This is a genomic window from Pseudomonas monsensis (genome assembly GCF_014268495.2).
Lineage (GTDB): Bacteria > Pseudomonadota > Gammaproteobacteria > Pseudomonadales > Pseudomonadaceae > Aquipseudomonas > Aquipseudomonas monsensis.
In genome coordinates, this window is the sequence record NZ_CP077087.1 from 5,278,221 (window position 1) to 5,299,500 (window position 21,280).

The 21,280-nt window shown below is 62.0% G+C and carries 22 protein-coding genes; 14 read left to right on the forward strand and 8 right to left on the reverse strand.

Translation table 11 applies throughout. The features are described 5' to 3' along the window. Positions 1–109: 109 nt before the first annotated feature. The 6 genes from aauS (at position 110) to HV782_RS23290 (ending at position 5,490) form a co-directional block, all read left to right on the forward strand. Positions 110–2,011 carry a two-component sensor histidine kinase AauS gene (gene aauS / locus HV782_RS23265; protein WP_123466196.1) on the forward strand — a complete coding sequence of 634 codons (1,902 nt, stop codon included), beginning with the start codon at positions 110–112 and terminating at the stop codon, positions 2,009–2,011. Continuing rightward, positions 2,008–3,336 carry a two-component response regulator AauR gene (gene aauR / locus HV782_RS23270; protein ID WP_123466194.1) on the forward strand — a complete coding sequence of 443 codons (1,329 nt, stop codon included), beginning with the start codon at positions 2,008–2,010 and terminating at the stop codon, positions 3,334–3,336. The genes aauS and aauR overlap by 4 nt, the downstream gene beginning before the upstream one ends. 8 nt (positions 3,337–3,344) lie before the next feature. Next, positions 3,345–3,674, forward strand: a complete 330-nt coding sequence (locus HV782_RS23275; protein WP_185015804.1) for a GlpM family protein — start codon at positions 3,345–3,347, stop codon at positions 3,672–3,674. Positions 3,675–3,783: 109 nt separating this feature from the next. Further along, on the forward strand, positions 3,784–4,704 hold the full coding sequence (locus HV782_RS23280; protein WP_128614623.1) for an arginase family protein: 921 nt from the start codon (positions 3,784–3,786) through the stop codon (positions 4,702–4,704). Then, entirely contained in the window at positions 4,701–5,075 is a 375-nt protein-coding gene (locus tag HV782_RS23285; RefSeq protein WP_186748549.1) for a DMT family transporter, read from the forward strand. Before HV782_RS23280 ends, HV782_RS23285 begins: the two co-directional genes overlap by 4 nt. A gap of 31 nt (positions 5,076–5,106) precedes the next feature. Further along, positions 5,107–5,490, forward strand: coding sequence for a DMT family transporter (locus HV782_RS23290; protein ID WP_128614624.1), 384 nt, complete (start codon positions 5,107–5,109; stop codon positions 5,488–5,490). A gap of 64 nt (positions 5,491–5,554) precedes the next feature. Here the strand turns inward: HV782_RS23290 and HV782_RS23295 are convergent, their stop codons facing one another. Together HV782_RS23295 and HV782_RS23300 are read right to left on the reverse strand one after the other, a co-directional pair. Next, on the reverse strand, positions 5,555–6,427 hold the full coding sequence (locus HV782_RS23295) for a fatty acid desaturase family protein (RefSeq protein WP_186748550.1): 873 nt from the start codon (positions 6,425–6,427) through the stop codon (positions 5,555–5,557). Between the two features lie 72 nt (positions 6,428–6,499). Further along, a complete protein-coding gene (locus tag HV782_RS23300; protein WP_186748551.1) occupies positions 6,500–7,261 on the reverse strand; it encodes a MipA/OmpV family protein in 762 nt (253 codons plus the stop codon). 230 nt (positions 7,262–7,491) lie between these two features. Here HV782_RS23300 and HV782_RS23305 point away from each other — a divergent pair, with 230 nt between their 5' ends. The 6 genes from HV782_RS23305 to HV782_RS23330 are packed head-to-tail and all read left to right on the forward strand — an operon-like array spanning position 7,492 to position 14,792. Beyond that, on the forward strand, positions 7,492–8,202 hold the full coding sequence (locus HV782_RS23305; RefSeq protein WP_128615904.1) for an HAD-IB family phosphatase: 711 nt from the start codon (positions 7,492–7,494) through the stop codon (positions 8,200–8,202). Beyond that, positions 8,195–9,589, forward strand: a complete 1,395-nt coding sequence (locus tag HV782_RS23310) for an aspartate aminotransferase family protein (RefSeq protein WP_186748552.1) — start codon at positions 8,195–8,197, stop codon at positions 9,587–9,589. Before HV782_RS23305 ends, HV782_RS23310 begins: the two co-directional genes overlap by 8 nt. Further along, positions 9,586–10,464 (forward strand): alpha/beta hydrolase, encoded by an 879-nt coding sequence (locus HV782_RS23315; protein WP_123466176.1) that lies wholly within the window; start codon positions 9,586–9,588, stop codon positions 10,462–10,464. Before HV782_RS23310 ends, HV782_RS23315 begins: the two co-directional genes overlap by 4 nt. A gap of 50 nt (positions 10,465–10,514) precedes the next feature. Continuing rightward, entirely contained in the window at positions 10,515–11,642 is a 1,128-nt protein-coding gene (locus HV782_RS23320) for a GNAT family N-acetyltransferase (protein WP_186748553.1), read from the forward strand. Beyond that, positions 11,639–13,411: a sensor histidine kinase gene (locus HV782_RS23325; RefSeq protein WP_186748554.1), complete on the forward strand. Its 1,773-nt coding sequence runs from the start codon at positions 11,639–11,641 to the stop codon at positions 13,409–13,411. Before HV782_RS23320 ends, HV782_RS23325 begins: the two co-directional genes overlap by 4 nt. Next, positions 13,401–14,792, forward strand: coding sequence for a sigma-54-dependent transcriptional regulator (locus HV782_RS23330; protein ID WP_123466170.1), 1,392 nt, complete (start codon positions 13,401–13,403; stop codon positions 14,790–14,792). The genes HV782_RS23325 and HV782_RS23330 overlap by 11 nt, the downstream gene beginning before the upstream one ends. 11 nt (positions 14,793–14,803) lie before the next feature. On the opposite strand, the gene HV782_RS23335 is transcribed toward HV782_RS23330, so the two are convergent. Further along, positions 14,804–15,469 (reverse strand): DsbA family oxidoreductase, encoded by a 666-nt coding sequence (locus HV782_RS23335; RefSeq protein WP_186748555.1) that lies wholly within the window; start codon positions 15,467–15,469, stop codon positions 14,804–14,806. Positions 15,470–15,624: 155 nt separating this feature from the next. Beyond that, positions 15,625–16,659: an alpha/beta fold hydrolase gene (locus HV782_RS23340; protein WP_123466166.1), complete on the reverse strand. Its 1,035-nt coding sequence runs from the start codon at positions 16,657–16,659 to the stop codon at positions 15,625–15,627. Between the two features lie 130 nt (positions 16,660–16,789). Here HV782_RS23340 and HV782_RS23345 point away from each other — a divergent pair, with 130 nt between their 5' ends. Together HV782_RS23345 and metR are read left to right on the forward strand one after the other, a co-directional pair. Beyond that, positions 16,790–16,954, forward strand: coding sequence for a hypothetical protein (locus HV782_RS23345; RefSeq protein ID WP_186748556.1), 165 nt, complete (start codon positions 16,790–16,792; stop codon positions 16,952–16,954). A 132-nt stretch (positions 16,955–17,086) separates the two neighbouring features. After that, positions 17,087–18,004 carry a transcriptional regulator MetR gene (gene metR / locus HV782_RS23350; protein ID WP_128615900.1) on the forward strand — a complete coding sequence of 306 codons (918 nt, stop codon included), beginning with the start codon at positions 17,087–17,089 and terminating at the stop codon, positions 18,002–18,004. Between the two features lie 74 nt (positions 18,005–18,078). Here metR and HV782_RS23355 read toward each other — a convergent pair whose 3' ends face one another. The 4 genes from HV782_RS23355 to nosR all read right to left on the reverse strand — a co-directional run bounded on the left by HV782_RS23355 (position 18,079) and on the right by nosR (position 21,118). Further along, on the reverse strand, positions 18,079–18,588 hold the full coding sequence (locus tag HV782_RS23355; RefSeq protein WP_186748557.1) for a GNAT family N-acetyltransferase: 510 nt from the start codon (positions 18,586–18,588) through the stop codon (positions 18,079–18,081). A 2-nt stretch (positions 18,589–18,590) separates the two neighbouring features. Next, positions 18,591–19,229: a LysE family translocator gene (locus HV782_RS23360; RefSeq protein ID WP_123466160.1), complete on the reverse strand. Its 639-nt coding sequence runs from the start codon at positions 19,227–19,229 to the stop codon at positions 18,591–18,593. A gap of 24 nt (positions 19,230–19,253) precedes the next feature. After that, entirely contained in the window at positions 19,254–19,688 is a 435-nt protein-coding gene (locus tag HV782_RS23365; protein WP_123466159.1) for an NUDIX hydrolase, read from the reverse strand. Positions 19,689–19,759: 71 nt separating this feature from the next. Beyond that, positions 19,760–21,118 carry a response regulator c-di-GMP phosphodiesterase, NosR family gene (gene nosR / locus HV782_RS23370; protein WP_123466156.1) on the reverse strand — a complete coding sequence of 453 codons (1,359 nt, stop codon included), beginning with the start codon at positions 21,116–21,118 and terminating at the stop codon, positions 19,760–19,762. Between the last annotated feature and the right edge of the window lie 162 nt (positions 21,119–21,280).

Here is a 21,280-nt window from a genome sequence, read left to right on the forward strand (position 1 = left end):
TTTGACGACTGCTTCGCAGCCGATCGGGGATAAATCCCCTCGCCACAGGTTCCGCGCTCGAACAAACCAGCATGCTGTTAGCCATGCTGGTTGACCCAAGGCATCTGTGATGAAATGCGACCCCACTCTCTATCGCGCCGCGCCGCCATCACTTGCCGTGAAACCTCGCCTGATCCGTCATTTGTTCCTGCCGCCGCTGATCATCGCCCTGATGATCGGATTGGGTTTTGCCGGCTTCTGGACCAGCGAACATTTCGGCATCCGCAGCCTTGGCGAGAACGGCCAGCGTCAGCTGGAACTGCACGCCCGCGCAGTCGAAAGCGAGATCAGCAAATACACATACCTGCCCAGCCTGCTGGAACTGGAAACCAGTGTCCCGCAACTGCTGGCCGACCCGACCCCGGAACACCGGCAAACGGTCAATGCTTACCTTGAAGGTCTGAACCGGCGCAGCCGCAGTCGGGCCATCTACGTCATGGACACCACCGGCCGCGTGATGGCCACCAGCAACTGGCGCGATGTCGACAGCTATCTGGGTGAAGACCTGTCCTTCCGCGCCTATTTCCAGAAAGCCGTACGCGGCGAACCTGGCCGCTTCTACGGCATCGGCAGCACCAATGGCGAGCCCGGTTATTACCTCGCTCACGGTCTCGAAGAGCATGGCAAGATCATCGGCGTCGCCGTGGTCAAAGTGCGGCTGGAAGCCATGGAAGAACGTTGGCAGCGCGCGCGTCTGGAAGCCTTCGTCAGCGATGAAAACGGCATCATCATTCTTTCCAGTGATCCGGCCCGACGTCTGAAAGCTGTCATTCCCTTGAGTGAAGACACCAAGGAAAAACTTGCCCGAAGCCTGCAGTACTACTGGTACCCGCTCAACGAACTGCAACCTTTGGCTCGCGAAACCCTGTCCGAAGGCGTGGAAAAACTCACCTTCCCCGCCAACAGCGAAGTGCCGTCTGGCGAGGATGACATCAGCTATCTGGCGCAGACCCGCCCGCTGAGTGACACGCCCTGGAATTTCACCTTGCTCACGCCTTTGCAGGATTTGCGTCGCGAAGCGATCAACCAAGGCATTCTGGTCGCGGTCGCCTTTGCCTTGGTGGCGTTCCTGCTGATCGCCTGGAACGAGCGGCGCAAAGTCATCGCCACCCGGCTCGCCGCCCGCGAAGCCTTGCAGGAAGCCAACAATCAGCTGGAGCGTCGGATTACCGAACGCACCTCGGACCTGCGCGCCAGCAACGAGCGCCTCAAGAGCCAGATCCGCGAACGCCGTCAGGCAGAAGAAACCTTGCGCCGTGCCCAGGATGAACTGGTGCAGGCAGGCAAACTTGCGGCCATCGGCCAGATGTCCACCAGCATCGCCCACGAACTGAATCAGCCGCTGGCGGCGATGCGCACCCTCTCGGGCAATACCGTACGGTTTCTCGAGCGCGGTCAGCTCGATGTCGCCAGCACCAACCTCAAGACCATCAACGACCTGATCGACCGCATGGGCCGCATCACCGCAAGCCTGCGCTCGTTCGCCCGTCGCGGCGACAGCCACGGTCAGGCCAGCCTCGGCAAAGCGGTGGAGGCGGCGTTGCAATTGCTCGGCGCGCGGGTGGAACACTCGGCGCTGGTGCTGCACCGGCAATTCGCCGACGTGCAATTGCTGATCGACCAGACTCGCCTCGAACAGATTCTGGTCAATCTGATCGGCAACGCCCTCGATGCCATGCAGGCGCAACCGCTGCCGCAGCTGTGGCTGGAAGGTGAAGAGTTCAACGGTAAATATCGCCTGCGCGTGCGCGACAACGGTCATGGCATCGACGCCGAAGCACGCAAGCATCTGTTCGAACCGTTCTTCACCACCAAACCCGGTGAACAAGGCCTGGGCCTCGGCCTGACCCTGTCCGCCAGCCTCGCGGCCGCCACCGGCGGGCATCTGGGTGTCGAACACCCGGCCAGCGGTGGCACCACCTTCGTCCTCAGTTTACCGTTGGTAAGCCCTACTCCTGCCGAGCCAATATGAACCACGACCTTAGTGTGCTGATCGTCGAAGACGACCCCCATGTCCTGCTCGGTTGCCAACAGGCGCTGACCCTCGAAGACATTCCCTGCATTGGTGTGGGCAGCGCCGAAGAAGCACTGGAGCAGGTCGGCGACAATTTTGCCGGCATCGTCATCAGCGATATCCGCTTGCCGGGTATCGACGGCCTGGAGTTGCTGACCCGCCTGAAACAACGTGATCGCAGCCTGCCAGTGGTGCTGATCACCGGTCACGGCGACATCTCCATGGCGGTCGGTGCGATGCAGAAAGGCGCCTATGACTTCATGGAGAAGCCGTTCTCGCCGGAGCGCCTGGTCGATGTGGCGCGGCGCGCCCTGGAGCAACGCAGCCTGGCGCGGGAAGTGTCGTCGCTGCGTCGGCAACTGGCCGAACGCGATTCGCTCGAAGGCCGGATCATCGGCCGCTCGCCGGCGATGCAGAACCTGCGCGAACTGATCGCCAACGTCGCCGACACATCGGCCAACGTCTTGATCGAAGGCGAAACCGGTACCGGCAAGGAACTGGTCGCCCGCTGCCTGCACGACTTCAGCCGCCGCCACAGCAAGCAGTTCGTCGCACTGAACTGCGGCGGCCTGCCGGAGAACCTCTTCGAAAGCGAGATATTCGGCCACGAGGCCAACGCCTTTACCGGCGCCGGCAAACGGCGCATCGGCAAGATCGAACACGCCGACGGCGGCACGCTGTTCCTCGACGAAGTGGAAAGCATGCCGCTGCCGTTGCAGATCAAACTGCTGCGCGTCTTGCAGGAACGCACCCTCGAACGCCTCGGTTCAAACCAGAGCGTGGCGGTGGATTGCCGGGTGATTGCCGCGACCAAGTCCGACCTCGATGAAGCGAGCAAGGCTGGCGAATTCCGTAGCGACCTGTACTACCGCCTCAACGTCGTGACCCTTGAATTGCCGCCCCTGCGCGAGCGTCGCGAAGACATCCTGCAACTGTTCGAACACTTCACCCAGCAATCGGCGCTGCGCTTTGACCGCGCCCTGCCGGAGCTGGACAACCAGACCCTGTCGAACCTGATGAGCCACGACTGGCCGGGCAACGTGCGGGAGCTGCGCAACGTCGCCGAACGCTTCGCCCTCGGCCTGCCGGCGTTCAAGAAGTCCGGCGCCGGCAGCGCGGGCCAGGGCCTGGCGTTTGCCGAAGCGGTGGAAGCGTTCGAGCGCAACCTGCTCAGCGATGCCTTGCAACGCAGCGGCGGCAACCTGACCCAGGCCAGCCTGGAACTGGGCATGGCCAAGACCACGCTGTTCGACAAAGTGAAAAAGTACGGGTTGAGCCACTGATGGATCTGATTCTCAAAGCAGCGCTCGGTGCGGCAGTGGTGGTGATCCTCGCCGCCCTGTCGAAAACCAGAAACTACTACATCGCCGGGCTGGTACCGCTGTTTCCGACCTTTGCCCTGATCGCCCACTACATCGTCGGCAAAGGCCGTTCAATCGACGATCTGAAGGCGACCATCGTGTTCGGCATGTGGTCGATCATTCCGTACTTCATTTATCTGGCGACGCTGTACGTGATGGTTGACCGCATGCGCCTGGAAGCGTCGCTCGCGGTGGCGGTTGTGGCGTGGCTGATCGCGGCGACGGTGCTGGTCACAGTCTGGGTGCGCCTGCACGCCTGAGCCAAACGCTGGCCCGCCCCTTGCATTTACCCCCAAAGCCCCGCCCGGCTGGTGCTCATGATGGATGAGGCCGGTGTCTGGCAGGGTCTGCCAAGGGTGAATAGCAACCTTGAACATTTTAGATCTCGACCACAGCCTGACGGCCCAGGCACCGATTGCGCGACTGCTCGACAGTGGCCGCGCCAGACGCCTGGACCTGCTCGACCTCGGCCCGAAACTCCGGCTCTGGTCCAGCGAACGCACCTGGCGGCGCTTCGCCGAACGCTTGCAGCAACGGCCGCGCCACAGCGGCCCGGCGCCGGAAATCTTCTTCGTCGGTTCCGGTGATTATCACCACCTGACCCCGGCGTTTCTCACCGACCTGCCCGAGCCGGTCAGCCTGATCCACTTCGACAATCACCCCGACTGGGTGCGTTTCGCGCCGCGTCGGCACTGCGGCTCGTGGGTCAATCAGGCGCTGAAACTGCCGAACATCCACCGCATCGTCACGCTCGGCCCGTGCAGCGATGACCTGCAAAACCCGCAGTTGAAGGGCGGCAATCTCGCGGCCCTCAGACGCGGGGTGCTGCAGCTGTTTCCGTGGCAGCACGCGCCCTCCAGAGTCTGGGGACGGGTCGGCGACGGCGCCGGGCATGCACAACAGGAAAACATGCTGCACTGGCACAACTTGTCGGAACTCGACTGGCGCCAGTTCCTCGACAAGATGATCGCCAGTCTGCCGACCGAGGCAGTGTGGATCACCATCGACAAGGACGTGCTTGCCAGCGAAGACGCCGCCACCAACTGGGATCAGGGCGGCATGCGCCTGAGCCACATGCTCCAGGCCCTGCGCGCTCTGGCGGCGAGCAAGCGGGTCCTCGGCATCGACATCTGCGGCGAATACGCACGCCCGGCCTTCAGTAACCTGCTCAAACGCTGGGAAGCGAAGACCGACCAGCCCCCGGCCGAGCGCTGGAGCGACGCCGATATCCTGCGCAATTCGGCGACCAATCAAGCCTTGATCGAGCTGTTCGAGGAGTTGTTTCCATGACGTTTACCGTGATTGTGCTGGTGGCCTTGTCGATTGTTCTGGATGTGATCGGCCAGCTCTGTTTCAAACTGGGCCTGGACCGCCTGCCGGCGCTGGAGGGTGGTTTTCGCCTGCAGGTGTTCTGGGGCCAGGTGTTCAACGCGCCGCTGCTGTGGGCCGGGATCGGGGCTTATGCGATCGAGTTCTTCGTCTGGCTCGGAGCCCTGTCGCGGGCGCCGCTGAGCCTGCTGTTTCCGGCGGCCGCGCTGGCTTATTGCGGCGTGGTACTGACGGGCAAAGTGGTGCTCGGTGAAACCGTCAGCCGGCGCCGCTGGCTGGGTACGCTGGTGATTACGGCGGGCGTGATGCTCGTGTGTGCCGGCCATGTCTGAAGCGCGCCTGGAACTGCAAAGGAACGACGCAATGCATTGGCTCCACGGGCGCCTGGGCACCATCGTGCTGTGGGCGCTGTTGATCATTCTGGAAAGTGGCGGACAGATCGCGAGCAAGGTCGGCGGCGATCAGTTGGGGCAGATGGACTTCAGCCTGCAATGGCTGCAAGGCATCGTCATGACGCCCGGCGTGTGGGTGGCGATTGCCTGCTACATCGGCGCGTTTTTTGTCTGGATGCTGATTCTGCGCCGCAGCAGCCTGTCACTGGCGTTTCCCCTGAGTTCGCTGGTGTTTGTCGGCGTGCTGCTGGGATCGTGGCTGGGGCTGGGCGAGCAGATCAGCCTGCTGCACTGGGTCGGCGTGGCGGTGATCATGGGCGGGATTGCCCTGCTTGCCGAGGGCGAAGAACACTGAAATCGACCGTGCAGGCTGCGTTTTTTGATCTTGAAAAACCAAGATCGCAGCCTGCACAAAGCGCTCAGGCGTCGGGCTTCTGGTGGTTCAGCAAGAACCCCAGACCATGCGCCAATGCAATCTCCTTCACCCCCGCTTCCTGCTGCTGCCGGGCGATCTGCCGGTGATAGGCCTTGACCTGAGTCCAGTGCATTTTCGGCCGATAGTGGTGCTCGGCGTGATAGCCGTTGTTCATCCACAACAGGTTGTACAGCGGGCTGTAGGCGCTCACGCCCCACGCGATGGGCAAGTCCGGGTTGCCGCCAAAATGCTCGTAATAACCGTTGAGCGACGACAACGCCTGCCCCAGGTACCAGAACGGCAGCAGCACCAGCACCGCTTGCCAGTCGTACACCGCCAGCAGCAGATAGAACGCCAGCGTCACATAGATTTCCACCTTGACCCAACGCGCGTCCTTCGGCCGTTTGCGGCGCATTTCTTCGTAGATCGGCGTGGGATCGTCGCGGAAAAAACTCAGAAACGTATAGGCCCAGGGATTTTCTGGCTGACCGTTTTTGCCGCGCAGATAAATCGACAGCGGATCAATCGTCTTGCCGTCCGCTCCCGGCCGGTCCGAGTTGCCACGGTGATGCCGGTTGTGGATATCACGATAGAGAGTTTGTGAAAAACCGATGGTCACCGACAACAGCAGATCGAACGCCCGGTTCAGCCACGCCGGGGTGAAGTAGGCGTTGTGGATCTGGTTGTGGGAAATGCTGTTGATGCTCCACGACAGGCTGATCGCATAGCCCAGCGCCAGCGGCACAAAGGCCCACCAGGACAGCTGAGGAAAGGCTGAGACCAGCCACAGGACACAGGCGAAGTGGGCAATGCCCAATGCAATGGGGATCAAGTCCCACAACGAATGGGCCAACAGACGATAAGCAGGGCGAGCCATGAAGAACATCCTGAAGGAATGGATTCGACATGGCTGTCTGCAAACCGCAGACCAATTCGCCCGCGTGCGCAATCAGTCGAACTTGTAGGCGATGGCCGCCTGCACTTCACCCTGATTGGTATCCCCTACCGCTTTGACGATGCTGCTGTCGGCCGCCGAGCGGGTCAGGTGAATCCAGCTCGCGCTGGTGACCAGCGACCAGTGCGGCGCCAGCGCAAACTCGAAGCTCTGGGTCAGCGCCACGTTCTGTAAACCACCGCCGGCGTTGTACGCGCGGATGCCCGAGGCCTGCGCTTCGCGATCACTGACACCGAAGAAGGTCTGGGTGCCCTGCGCATCGGTAAAATGCGCGGTCAGGTTGCTGCTGCCAATCACCCCGCCGCCCAGTGGATAGCCGATTTCACCGCCCACTTTGCCAAACACGCCGCCCTGCCCGCTGCCACCGCCGGCGGCCTGGCCAACGAAGGCGAACACGCGCCAGAAATCGGCCGGAGCGTATTGCACGAAGCCGCCAGCCTCGGCCATGTCGGGCACATCACGCAGGCCACGCAACTCACCATTGGCGGTGCGCCCGGAGAGGTAGTTGATGTACGGCCCGGCGCTGAAACCGTTGGTTTTCAAGGCGCTCCAGGTCAGGCCGTCGTCGGTACCGAGGCTGACATCGCCCCAGTCCAGATCCAGATACGGGATCGGTCGGGTTTCGTAACGGCTGCCGGTCGGATCATGCGGTTGATACCCCGCCCCGAGTCCTGCTTCGCCTGTAATGCCATCCGCCAGCGCGGCCCCGGAAAAGCTGGCCAGTGCGGCCAATAACGCCAGTGTCTTCCTCTGCATGAGGTCATTCCTTTTCTGAACTTGCGCGCATCAATCCCCGGATACCGTCCCCGGCGCAAGCACTCATGTTGTTTGTAGCAAGCTACAAAAATTGTAGCCGCGCATGGCGACAAAACCGTATCACCCCCGCCACTACGGGGCCTGGGCCATTTGGCACAGTCCCTGCTCTCTCCCTTGCCAGGCGCAGACCGCGCACCCTGACAACTGCCTCGACCCAACAGGTACTGCAGATGATTGACTGGCACATCGTGTGTGATTTCGACGGGACCATCACCCGTACCGACGTGATCGACAGCATCCTTGAACGCTTCGCCGACCCGAGCTGGGAAGCCATCGAAAACGAATGGCTGGAGGGCAAGATCGGTTCCCGCGAATGCCTCAGCCGTCAGCTGGCGCTGATCAAGGCCACGCCTGCGCAACTGCTCGAGTTCTTCGACAGCATCGACATTGATCCCGACTTCCCCGACTTCGTCGACCACGTGATCGGCCTCGGCGCTTCGCTGGAAGTGGTCAGCGACGGTATCGAACAAGGCATCGCGCGAATTCTTGCGCGCAACTACGTGACGCTCCTGCCGATCCTCGCCAATCGCCTGCGCCAGATCGACCACGACAAGTGGCGCATTGATTTCCCTTACGCCAGCGATGCCTGCCGCGCCGCGTCCGGCAACTGCAAATGCAAGTCCACGCCGAACAGCAAACGCGTGCTGGTGATCGGCGACGGCCAGTCCGACATGTGCGTGGCGTCCACCGCCGACTTCGTTTTCGCCAGGGATCGCCTGGCCGAGCACTGCGAGCGCAACGGCATCGCCTACGCGCGCTTCGACAGCTTCGCCGAACTGCCACACCTGCTGGCCCGCCTGCCTCTGGCCCCGGCCGCCAACGCCGTCACTTTCAGCACCGAAACCCCTTCTGAAGCACAGGAAACCCTGCACCATGTCTGATATCCGCATCGCGACAGCCGAAGACCAGGTCCTTCTGGAAAAAGAAGCCAAATACTGCTCCTACGGCGACACCGTTCACTACATCGAACCGCCGCGCATCTTCAGCCGCTGCGAAGGCTCCTACGTCTGGGACACCGAAGATCAGGCCTATCTCGACCTGCAGATGTGGTACTCGGCGGTCAACTTCGGTTACGCCAACCCGCGTCTGAACAATGCACTGAAACAACAGATCGACACCCTGCCGCAAATCGCCAGCCAGTACCTGCACAAGGGCAAGATCGAGCTGTCGGAAATGATCGCGGTCGACGCCAAGAAAAAATTCGGCCTCGACGGCCGTGTGCATTTCAACGTCGGCGGTTCGCAGTCGATCGAGGACTCGCTGAAAGTGGTGCGCAACGCCACCAACGGCAAGAGCCTGATGTTCGCCTTCGAGGGCGGTTATCACGGCCGCACCCTCGGTGCATCGTCGATCACCTCCAGCTACCGTTATCGCCGCCGCTACGGTCACTTCGGTGAGCGTGCGCAGTTCATCCCGTTTCCGTACCACTTCCGTGGCCCGAAAGGCATGACCAAGGAAGAGTACGGCAGCCACTGCGTGCAGCAATTCGCGCGGTTGTTCGAGACTGAATACAACGGCGTCTGGGACCCGAAAGTCGGCCAGAGCGAATATGCTGCGTTCTACGTCGAGCCGATCCAGGGCACCGGCGGCTACGTGATCCCGCCGATGAACTTCTACAGCGAACTCAAGCACGTGCTGGATCAGCACGGCATCCTGATGGTCGTTGACGAAATCCAGATGGGTTTCTACCGCACCGGCAAGCTGTGGTCGATCGAACACTTTGACGTCAAACCCGACGTGATCGTCTTCGGCAAGGCGCTGACCAATGGCCTCAACCCGCTGGGCGGCATCTGGGCCCGCGAAGAGCTGATCAACCCGAAAGTCTTCCCGCCAGGCTCGACCCACTCCACCTTCGCCTCCAACCCGCTGGGCACTGCGGTGGGTCTGGAAATGTTCAAGATGACCAGCGAAGTCGATTACGGCGCAAGGGTCATGGCCAAGGGCAAATACTTCCTCGAAGGCCTGCAGGATCTGCAAAAGCGCTACCCGATCATCGGCGATGTCGACGGCCTCGGTCTGGCGCTGCGCTGCGAGATCTGCACCGCTGACGGTTTCACCCCGGACAAGGCCACCCTCGACTTCATGGTCGAAGAAGGCATGAAGGGCGACATTGAAATCGACGGCCGTCGTCTGGGCCTGATCCTTGACGTGGGCGGCTACTACAAGAACGTCATCACCCTGGCACCGTCGCTGGAAATCAGCTATGCGGAAATCGATCTGGGCCTGGCCCTGCTCGACCGCCTCCTGCATCGGGCAATGAAACGATGATCGAACCAGAGATCGACATGGGCGAAGGCAACGCCGGTTTCGTTCTCGGCAACGGCGAGGTCGCGGTGGTGTTGATCCACGGCCTCACCGGCACCCCGACGGAACTGCGTCGGGTGGCCGTGGGCCTGGCGAAAGCCGGGCACACGGTCTATGTGCCGACCCTGGCCGGGCACTGCGGCGGTAATGCCGACCTGCAGGCCACCGGCTGGCGTGACTGGTACGAAAGCGCGCGCAACACCTTCGTCGGCGTGCGCCGCAAGCACCGCAAGGTGTACGTCGGTGGCTTGTCCATGGGCGCGGTGCTGTCGATGTACCTGGCCGCCGAACACCCGGGACAGATCGAAGGCTTGCTGCTGTATTCGACCACGCTGCGCTACGACGGCTGGAGCATCAACAAACTGGCGTTCCTCACCCCGCTGCTGATGAAAATCCCGTTCGGCGTGCACCTGTGCAGTTTCGAAGAAAAGCCGCCCTACGGCATCAAGAACGAGCGCCTGCGGGCCATCGTCGAACGGCAGATGAAAGAGGGCCAGAGCAGTCAGGCCGGGTTGCTGACCATGGAAGGCATCACCGTGCGGGAACTGCACCGGCTCAATGCCGTGGTGAAGAAAAGCATGCCGTCGATCACCACGCCGGCACTGGTGCTGCACTCCATCGAGGACGACATCACCAGCCGCTGGAACGCCGATTATGTGGAACGCAAACTCGGCGGACCGGTGACCAAGGTGCTGCTCGACGACTGCTATCACATGATCACCGTGGACTTGCAGTACCGGCGTGTCGTGGAATTGAGCGCCGACTTCATCCAGCGCGGCATCATGCCAGCGATCATTCACCCCGGGACAGCGCCACTGGACACCCGCCAACTGGCTTGAGCAGTGGCCGCCGTCCGCCTCCATGCGACTCGCCGACATAAGGAACCGACGTGATCACCGCGCAAGCCTTTTCAACCATCGAGGCGATTGATCGCTGTGCCTGGAATGACTGCTTTGCCGATGAACTGGAAGACTGGGATTACTACTGCGCGGTGGAACGGGCGGGAATTGACGGTTTTCACTGGCGCTATCTGACCCTGCATGAAGACGGCCGTCTGATCGCAGGCGCGGTGGCGTTCAGCACCGCCTATTCGCTGGACACCACTCTGCAGGGCGCGGGCAAGCGTGTCAGCCAATGGCTGCGCCGGCGCCTGCCCGGGCTGTTCGTCATCCGTCTGTACGCCCTCGGTTCACCGGTGGCGGAGCAGTGCCATGTCGGCACGGCTTCGCACATTGCCCCTGCGCAGCGCCCGGCACTGCTCGCGCAATTGCTGCACCTGGCAAAACAGGACGCCGACCAGCTCGGAATTGGCCTGCTGGCGGTCAAGGACGCTTCGCATCGCGACCCGCAATGGCTGGACGTCTGCCGCCAGGCCGGAATGCAAAGCATGCCCGGCCTGCCCGGCGCCGAATTGCCGATCCGTTTCGCCTCGGTGGATGCCTACCTGGGCAGCCTCGGCAAATCGACGCGCAAGGACCTGCGCCGCACCTTGCGCAACCACGGCCCGCGCACCGAATGGCGACGTTCGGTGCACGACTTGCTGCCACGCATGATGGCGCTCTACGAAGCCACCCTCGCCCGCAGTGATCTGGCCTTCGAATGCCTGCCGGCGGCGTACTTTTGCGAAGTGCTCGCCCACCTCGACGAGCGCGCGGCCTGCGTGCTCTATTGGGTTGGCGACGAACTGGTAGCGTTCAATCTGGTGCTGCTCGACGGGCGCCGCATGATCGACAAGTTTTTCGCCCACGATCTGGCCCGCACCCGCCAGTACAATCTTTACACCCGAAGCTGGCTGGTCAACGTCGACTATTGTATTGAGCACAAACTGGCGACCTATGCTTGCGGGCAAGCCGGCTATGCCACCAAGCTGCGCCTGGGGTGCTCGTTTGTCGGGCATACGGTGTTTTTCCGTCATCGCAATCCATTACTCAACCGACTGCTGGGACTGGTAAAAATGTTTGTCCGACCGGATCGCTCCGACCCTGCCATGGCTGCTGCATTAAGCGAAATCCAATGAACAAAGACCGACGCACTGTCGCCCGACCTTTCGCCCTTTCCGGCTGGAGCCTGCAACGCAAACTGGTGCTGGCGTTCTGGCTGGTGAGCGTGATCCCGACCATGATCGCGGCCGAACTGGCGGCCACCACGCTGTCGCAGATCTTCGACAGCAACGTGCGCATCTGGCTGCAGGAATCCTCGAAGATCGTCGAGGACGAAATCACCGAAATCCTCCGTGAAAACGCCCGGGCTGCGCAGCTGTTCATGCGCCACACTCGGCCGCCGGTCGACCGCCATTCCGCCAGACACGACAAACTGATCGCCGATATCGCCGACTCGATGGGCATTGATGTCGTGGCGCTGATCCGCAACAGCGATCACAAAGTGGTATTCAGTACCGCCGACGACAACATCGTCAGCCAGATCAGCACGGCCCCCAAAGCGGTGCTGCAAACCCTGCAAGTCGCCGGCGTCGCCACCGGCACGGTGATTTCGACTTTCGAAACCGATCAGGACGGCGTCGACTACAAAATGATCGTCGGCACTTACCTGGACAACAGCTTCCTGACCAGTGTTGCCGACGTGCATTCGCTGGACTTGCGCCTGTACCTGGCCAAGGACGATGACTTTTCGGAGATTTTCTCCACCCAGCGTTTCCAGGATCATCCCGCGCAAGTGCCGGAAAAAATCGAGCAGATCCTGCGCGAAACCAAAGGCCCGTTCGAACAGTTCACCAATCGCTACAGCGGCATCTATCGCCCGATCTTCAACGAGAACGGCCAGTTGCAGGGGGTGATTTTCAGTGGTCTGTTGCGCCACACCAGCCTCGTCGGCCTGGTCAATCAGAGCAACCTGTTCATCTTGATTTTCCTGCTCAGTTCGGCGGCGTCGCTGGCGGTCGGCTGGCTGGTCTCGCAACGCCTGACCAAGCCGTTGCGCGGGTTGGCCCGAGGCGTACAAGCGGTGATCGCCGGTGATTACCATCAACGCCTGAACGTGAATGGCGGTGATGAACTGGCAGAGCTGAGCAGCACGTTCAACCATATGAGCGAGCGTCTGGAGGAATTACAGCATCTGGAATCGCAACTGCGCCGCCGTGATCGCCTGCACGCACTGGGCGAAGTCGCCATGGGCCTGGCCCATGAGATCCGTAATCCTCTGGGCATCATCAAGACCGCCACGCAACTGCTGCATCGGCGCGCCGACCTGCCGGAAACCGACAAGCGTCACCTGGAATACGTGGTCAAGGAAGTCAGCCGGATCAATGACCTGATCACCGAGTTTCTCGACTTCGCCAAACCCAGCGCGCCAATCCGCGCCACCCAGTCCGCCCGCGCACTGGTGGATGAACTGGCCGGGTTCTGCGAGCCGGAACTGGCCAGCCACAAGATCGACCTGCACATCCACGATCAGGCGCCGGGCGCAACGATCTATGCCGATATCAAGCAACTCAAACAGGCCGGCCTGAACCTGATCGTCAACGCCATCGACGCCATGCCCGACGGCGGCCGCCTGACCCTGGGCATCGCCAGTGCCGGCAGCTGCACCGTGATCAGCGTGGCGGACACCGGGCAAGGGATTGAGGCCGACATGCTGGAACGTATCTTCACCCCGTTCGTGACCACCAAGGCTTCCGGCACCGGGCTGGGCCTGGCGAAAGTGTTTTCGGTGATGGAGAACCACAACGGGCGCGTGGAGTGCGTCAGCGAAAAAGATGCCGGCGCCACGTTCAGCCTGTACATTCCGGCCAATGGCGACGACTTCGACGAGACTGACGATGACGCATAACATTCTGGTGGTGGACGACGAACCGAAACTCTGTGACCTGTTGGCCTCGGCCCTCGGTCAGAACGGCGTCACGGTGTTCACCGCCGGCAATGGCTTGCACGCGCTCAAGGTTCTGGAGAACGAAGACATCGACCTGCTGATCAGCGACTGGCGCATGCCCGGCATGGGCGGCGCGCAGTTGCTGGCGGAAGTGAAAAGCCGCTTTCCACAGCTGCCGGTGATTGTCATGACCGCCTACAGCACGGTGAAAAATGCCGTGGAGTCGATGCGCAACGGCGCGTTCGATTACATCGCCAAGCCGTTCGACATCGACGAACTGGACATCACCGTCAGCAAGGCCCTGCAATTTCGCGACATCCTCAAAGACAACCAGCGCATGCGTGCCGAACTCGACGAGCATCAGCAGATCGACAGCCTGATCGGCGACAGCCCGAGTTTTCGCCGCGTGCTGCAAGCCGTGGAGTCGCTGCGCGAAAGCGCGGCGACCGTGCTGCTCAGCGGTGAAAGTGGTACCGGCAAGGAGATGGTCGCCCGGGCCATCCACAAGCATGGCAATCGCGCCGACAAACCATTTGTCGCGGTGAACTGCGCGGCGATCCCCGAAGGGCTGCTGGAAAGTGAAATGTTCGGCCATCGCAAAGGCGCGTTCACGGGCGCCGTGGCCGACCGCATCGGACGCTTTCAGCAAGCCGACAAAGGCACGTTGTTTCTTGATGAAATCGGCGAAATGCCGCTGGCGTTGCAGGCAAAAATCCTCCGCGCCCTGCAAGAACGGGTGATCGAACCGGTGGGCGATACCAAGGAGCGCAAAGTCGATGTGCGGGTGATCGCCGCCACCAACAAGGACCTGCTCGCAGCGGTGGCCAACAAGGAGTTTCGCGAGGATCTTTACTACCGCCTCAACGTATTCCCGATCCCACTGCCGGCCTTGCGTGAACGGGTCGAAGACATCGCCCCGCTCGCCCGACATTTCGCCCATACGCTGGGCGCCGAGGCCGGTAAACGCATCAGCGGCTTCAGCGCGCCGGCCTTGCAGGCGATGACGCGCTATTCATGGCCGGGCAACATTCGCGAACTGCAGAACTGCGTCGAGCGCGCGACCATCGTCGCGTCGGCCAACATCATCGAGGAACAGGATCTGCCGGCGTATCTGTTCGCCGCGCAAGCCTCGGACAGCAGCGGCCCGCTGAACGAAATCAACGGTGTGCCGGCGGATCTCGACGCGGCGCTGGCCGAGGTCGAGAAAACCTGCATCCTCGCCGCCCTGCACCAGAGCAACGGGGTACAGGCTGCCGCTGCGCAGTTGATCGGCATCTCCGAACGCAGCTTCTGGTATCGCCTGAAGAAACTCGGGATCCACGTCGACAAGATCGTGCGGTGACCCCGCCGCGATCAGTTGACTGTGCCGCCCCGGGCTTCACTCATGATCTGCCGGATAGCCCCGACGAAGGTGTCCACCGGCTGCCCGCCCGTGACGGCGTACTGACCGTTGAAGACCACGGTCGGTACTGAGTTCACGCCGCGTTGCAGCCAGAGTTGCTCTTCTGCGCGCACCTCGTCGGCAAATTCGTCGGACGCCAGTATCGCCGCTGCCCGCCGCCGGTCGAGCCCCGCGTCTTCGGCAATTTGCGTCAATTGCGCGCGATCGGACGGGTTGCCGCCATCGGTGAAGTACGCCTTGAACAACGCCTCCTTCAGCGACAATTGCTTACCCTCCAGTCCCGCCCAATGCAGCAACCGGTGGGCATCGAAGGTGTTATAGATGCGGCTGTTGCCATCGGTGCGAAAGGCGAATCCGACGTCGGCACCACGGGCCCGAATCGCTTCGCGGTTCTTCTGCGACTGCTCCGGGGTCGAGCCGTATTTTTCACCGATGTGCTCGGTGATGTTCTGCCCCTCGGGGCCCATCTTCGGGTTCAGTTCGAACGGCTGAAAATGAATCTCGGCCTGCACTTCGTCGCGCAGGATTTGCAGCGCCTGCAGCAAGCCATAAAGGCCGACGACGCACCACGGGCAGGAGACGTCGCTGACAAAATCGATTTTCAAAGCGGAACTCATCACACACCTCGCAGGCGGAAATCGTGCGGAAAAGTTTGCACGATACACCTGCCCGGCGCTGCGGTGACAGTGATGGCCCCCTCGCGGGCAAGCCGGCTGCCACAGGATTCACGCAATAGGTGTGGGCGCGGGCTTGCCGCGATGGGGCCCTTGAGTCAAAGCAGATTCCCCGCCGCCACCGGCTCGATCTGCGCCCAATGCGAGGTATCTTCTCGATGCTGCTGCAAATAGGGCAACACCGCCGCCAGCAACGGCGCCTTGAACGCCTCCTGGAAACGATGGGCCAGCCCCGGGATCAGCTTCAACTGACTGCCGCGAATATGCGCCGCCAGATGCACGCCGTGCATCACCGGCAGCAACGGATCGGCCGTACCGTGCACCACCAGTGTTGGCACGCGCAATTGATTGAGCAATGCCACCCGGCTCGGCTCCGCAAGAATGGCCATGATCTGGCGTTTCACGCCTTCCGGATTGAACGCCCGGTCATAAGCCACCGCGGCTTGATGCAGCAACATCTGCCGATCATCCGTGACCGACGGACTGCCCAGCGCCGCCAGTAAATCGGCCTGCTGCTCCAGTGCCACCTCACGATTCGGCGCGCCGCGACGGGCCAGCAATTGCACCAGTGCCGCGCTCGGCGCCGGCAAGCCCTCGGCGCCGGAACTGGTCATGATCAGAGTCAGGCTTTCCACCCGTTGCGGCGCCATTGCCGCCAGATGCTGGGCGATCATCCCGCCCATGCTCGCGCCCAGTACGTGGAACTGGTCAATGTGCAGCGCGTCCATCAGGCCCAGTGCATCGTCGGCCATGTCGGTCAGCGAGTACGGCGCCGACACGGGCAAGCCGAGCTTGTAGCGCAACACCTCGAACGTCAGGTTGGCCTCGGCCGGTGCCTGGCGCCAGGTCGACAGGCCGACATCGCGGTTGTCATAGCGAATCACCCGAAAGCCTTGCTGACACAGCGCCACCACCACTTCGTCGGGCCAGTGGATCAACTGCCCGCCCAGGCCCATGACCAGCAACAGGGCCGGATCCTGAGCACGGCCGATGCTTTGGTAAGCAAGGCTGACCTGTGGCAGATCGACCCGTTCGGTGGGCACGTTGACGTCGCATCGCGAGGCCGCCGCAGCCGGCAGGCCGAACAACAGCGCAGCCAATACGGCCGCGATTGATAAAAATCCCTTGAACATGAAAAACACCGAAACGCAGAACCCCAGTAGAGCGCGAGTCTGATGAAGTTTGTTCAAGCGCGCTGCCACAGTTCGATGACAGTTTGATGAAGAGTGCCGAGCGGTCGGCGCCGCGCCTGCGGCGATAACTGTGTACCGCCACGAGCCGGCGCAGCCGGCATTCCGCGCCTTCGAGAAGGCCCATCTGAAACTGCCCGAGCAGCGTTTCCTCACCCACGCCGACAACGCCGATCTGCTGTACGCGGACATTGGCAGGCGGTCGGTCGTGCTGGTGCATTTCGAGCAGGTGAGTTGAATCCGCAAAAGCCCGCGTCTTCATCGACGCGGGCCTGGGTAAAAAAACGGGACGAATATCGACAGCCCGGCCAACATGAGACAAACTCAACGCTTTCGCAATTGTCACAAGTTTTCCTCATGGAGCCAGCCGGTGCTTGAAATCCGCCACCTGAAAACCCTGCACGCCCTGCGCGAAGCCGACAGCCTGGTGGATGCCGCCGATCGCCTGCACCTGACCCAATCGGCGTTGTCTCACCAGTTCAAGGAACTGGAAGAGCGCATGGGCATGGCGCTGTTCGTGCGCAAGACCAAACCGGTGCGGTTCACCAGCGCCGGTCTGCGCCTGTTGCAACTGGCCGACGCCACACTGCCGCTGCTGCGTGCCGCCGAGCGTGACATCGGCCGCCTCGCCGGCGGCACTGCCGGACGCCTGCACATGGCCATCGAATGCCACAGCTGCTTCCAGTGGCTGATGCCGACCATCGACCAGTTCCGCGATGCCTGGCCGGAGGTCGAACTCGACCTCGCCTCGGGTTTCTCGTTCGCTCCCCTGCCGGCGCTGGCCCGTGGTGATCTGGACCTGGTAGTGACCTCCGACCCGCTGGACATTGCCGGCATCACGTACGTGCCGCTGTTCACGTACGAAGCCATGCTCGCGGTTGCCAACCAGCATCCTCTGGCAAGCAAGCCGTACATCGTTGCGGAAGACTTGCTGACAGAAACCCTGATCACCTACCCGGTGGAACGCGATCGTCTGGACATCTTCACCCGCTTCCTCGAACCGGCCGACATAGAGCCTGCGCAGGTACGCACCTCGGAACTGACGGTCATGATGATGCAACTGGTCGCCAGCGGCCGCGGCGTCTGCGGCATGCCGCACTGGGCGTTGCATGAATACAGCTCGCGCGGTTACGTGAAGGGCAAGCGCCTGGGCGAGAAAGGCCTGTTTGCCACGCTGTACGCGGCGATTCGCGCGGACATGCTCGACGCTCCGTACATGCGCGATTTCCTCCTGACGGCCAAGGACACCTCGTTCTCGACCCTCGACGGCGTCAGCGCTGTTCGCTGAAAGATCTGGAAGGGGCAGGTTCAAACGCCGGATTTTTCCCGGACAACAACCCTCCCTCGCCACAATCACCGCGTCTAGGCCGTAGGGAGGAGTTCACGCCACATGTGGATCTTGTCGAAGTAATCTTCGCCTACGCGCACCGCGAGCGGTTCGAGGCCGAACTGGATAAAGCCGCAACGCTGATACAGATTGAACGCAGCATCGTTGCCAGCGGTGACGGTGAGCTGGATGAGTTTCAGCGCGGGGTGGTTGTGTGCTTCGGTCAGCGCCGCTTGCACCAGTTCATGGCCCAGACCGTGCCGACGAAAATCCGCTGATACATACATGCCGAACAGCGTTGCCTTGTGCCGGGCCTTCTCCCGTGGTTCGAAGGCGAGGCCGACGATACCGGCCAACGTGCCGCCCTCGAAGGCGCCAAGCACTGCATCGAGCTTGCTGGTCAGACGCGCTTCCCACCAGCTCAACGGCATGGTCGCCCGCTCGCGCACGCTGGAGGTGAACGCCTGCGGATGGCGGTCGTAGGCCTCAAGCATCAGTTCCCGGTACGCCAGGGCATGACTGGCATCCAGCCGCTCGATCCACATGTTCAAGCCGTCCTGCGTTGTTCAAGCATCAGGCGCACGGCCAGCCCACCGAGCACCAGGCCCATGAAGTAACGCTGCAGCGCCAGCCACGTCGGGTTGCGCACAAACCACGACGCAATGCCTGCCGCGAACAGCGCGATCAACAGATTGACGGTGAAACTGACGCTGATCTGGGTCAGGCCAAGAACGATACTCTGGGTGAACACCGAGCCGTGTTCAGGGGTGATGAACTGCGGAAATACCGACAGATAAAACACGGCGATTTTCGGATTCAGCGCACTGGTGAGAAAGCCCATGGTGATCAGTTTGCGCGACGAGTCCGCTGGCAACTGCTGCGCCTCGAACGGCGAACGCGCACCGGGCTTCACCGCTTGCCAGGCCAGCCACAACAGGTACAGGGCGCCGGCCCACTTCAACACTTCATAGGCCATCGGCACCGCGAGAAACACCGCGGTCAACCCCGCTGCCGCAGCAAACAGGTGCACAAAGAACCCCGCCACCACGCCGAGCAATGACGTCACGCCGGCCTTGCGGCCCTGGCAGATCGAACGCGAGATCAGGTAGATCATGTTCGGCCCCGGCGTCAGCACCATCAACAACGCGGCGGCGGCGAAGATCAGCAGGTCTTGAAGCGGGATCATGGGGGGCGTCCTTTGCGAAGAGGATCAGGCGATGGCGGTCAGCGAATCACGATAAAACGGCAGGATCAGGTCGCGTGTCAATGGCGCCAGTTCGACATCGCCGTCAGTGGCCGGGTCGATCCAGATCACCTCTTCGATTTCCGCCGCCGGCGTGACTTGAGCAGCAATGCTCAGCTGGAACAGCTCGGCTTGTACGGTAAAGCCCGGCTCGTTGGCAGCGGGCGCGGAAAACTGGCCAAGAAAGGACGCCTGCTCCGCAGTGATGCGCAATCCAAGCTCTTCTTCCAGCTCACGGGCCAGGGCCTGCAGCGGTGTTTCATGAGCCTCGATCTTGCCGCCCGGTTGCATGAAGGCACGGGTGTTGCGCTTGCGCACCAGCAACGTGCGACCGTCAGGGCCAAGCAACAGCGCGGCGGCGATGCGAATGAGACGTGGGGATACAACGGATGCAGAGGTCATGGGGGCAGCCACCGGCGTGGAAAAACCGCAAGGATCCCATGTCCCGCCCACTGGCGTCATCTCGCCGAGGCTCATCCCTGTGCCTTGAGCGCCGCTTCCACCGCCTCGGGCACCTTGACGAAAATCTGGTATTTACCCCCCTCCATCGCTTCGAAGGCGATCAGCTTTTCCACCAGCAAGCCGCTGAGGACCTTGCCGGCATTGAGCAGCAGCATGCCGTTATCGGCATTCAGGTTGCGCGCCAGAATCATGCCCTCCGCCAGATCCCGTGTGGTCAGCACCTTGACCGCCGGATCAATCAGGGTGATGTCACTGAGGAACGCCGCGCACACCTGGATGAAATCTTCGACCAGGTCCGGGTCGTACAGGCGTCCGGCGTACTGACGCAGGTACAGCAGCGCTTCATCGGTGTTCATCTGCCGTTCGAGGATCAGCCCGCGCTGCAGTTCGACGAAGTCCACCGCCAGCTTCAGCAGGCGTGAACCGAACGGAATCGCCTCACCCTTGAGCCGGTCGGGGAAGCCACTGCCATCCCAGCGCTCCTGATGATGCAGGATCAGCCGCGCAGCATCCTTCATCGGGTCAAGGGTCATCAGCACCGATTCGCTCTGCTTCGGATAGCTGCGATAACGGTCGCGGTCGGTGTGTCGCAACAGATCCGAAGGGGTGACCATCATCGTGTCGGACCAGCTCAGTTTGCCGACGTTGTACAGCGCCGCGGCCATCGCCAGGTCGCGGCTGACGGCCTCGTCCAGGCCATGGGTCTGACAGTAGCCGCGCACCAGTTCGATGATCTGCCGGTTGGTCTGCTTGGCCGGCGGCAGGCGCAGATTGGCCAGCAGCGAGAACACTTCGGTGCCGGTGACATAACTGTGCTTGAGCTCTTCGTAGGCCAGATCGAGCATGTCAGCGGTCTGCTGCAGTTCGGCGGTGCGCGCGGCCACGTGCTTTTCCAGGGTGCTGTTGAGTTGCCGCAGCTGATCGTTCTGCACCCGGGCCAGGCGTTCCAGGCGCTGGCGCTCGCGTTCGGAATGCTGGTGCTCCAGAGCCTGACGCAGGATCAACAACAACTCTTCGTCATTCCACGGTTTGCTGATGTAGCGGTGAATCTGCCCGTCGTTGATTGCCTTGATGATGGCCGTGGGGTCGGCATAACCGGTGAGCATGATGCGCACGGCGGCCGGATGGCGTTCGCGCACATGGGTCAGCAGCGAAGCACCGTCCATGTTGGGCATGCGCGCATCGCTCATCACCAGATCCACCGGTTGCTGCGCCAGAATCTCCAGCGCCTGGGCACCGCTGGTAGCCAGCAACAGATCATAGGGCTGGGTGCGCAACAGCCGGCGCAGGCTGTTGAGAATCGATTCCTCGTCATCGACCAGCAGCACCTTGGGGCGGTGGCTCGGCGTCGGGACGGTTGGCTCTTCCATGGCATGACCTCAAGTGAAACGGTGACGGTGATTGACCCTTGGGCCTACCGCCCCGCTGGCCCGCGTCTGAGTGCAAGGCTAGATGATTTTTCGCAGGCTTCACGCAAATTTTCGGCGTGGCTGCGCAGGCGAAGTGCCGCAGGGGCAACTATGCTTAACCAC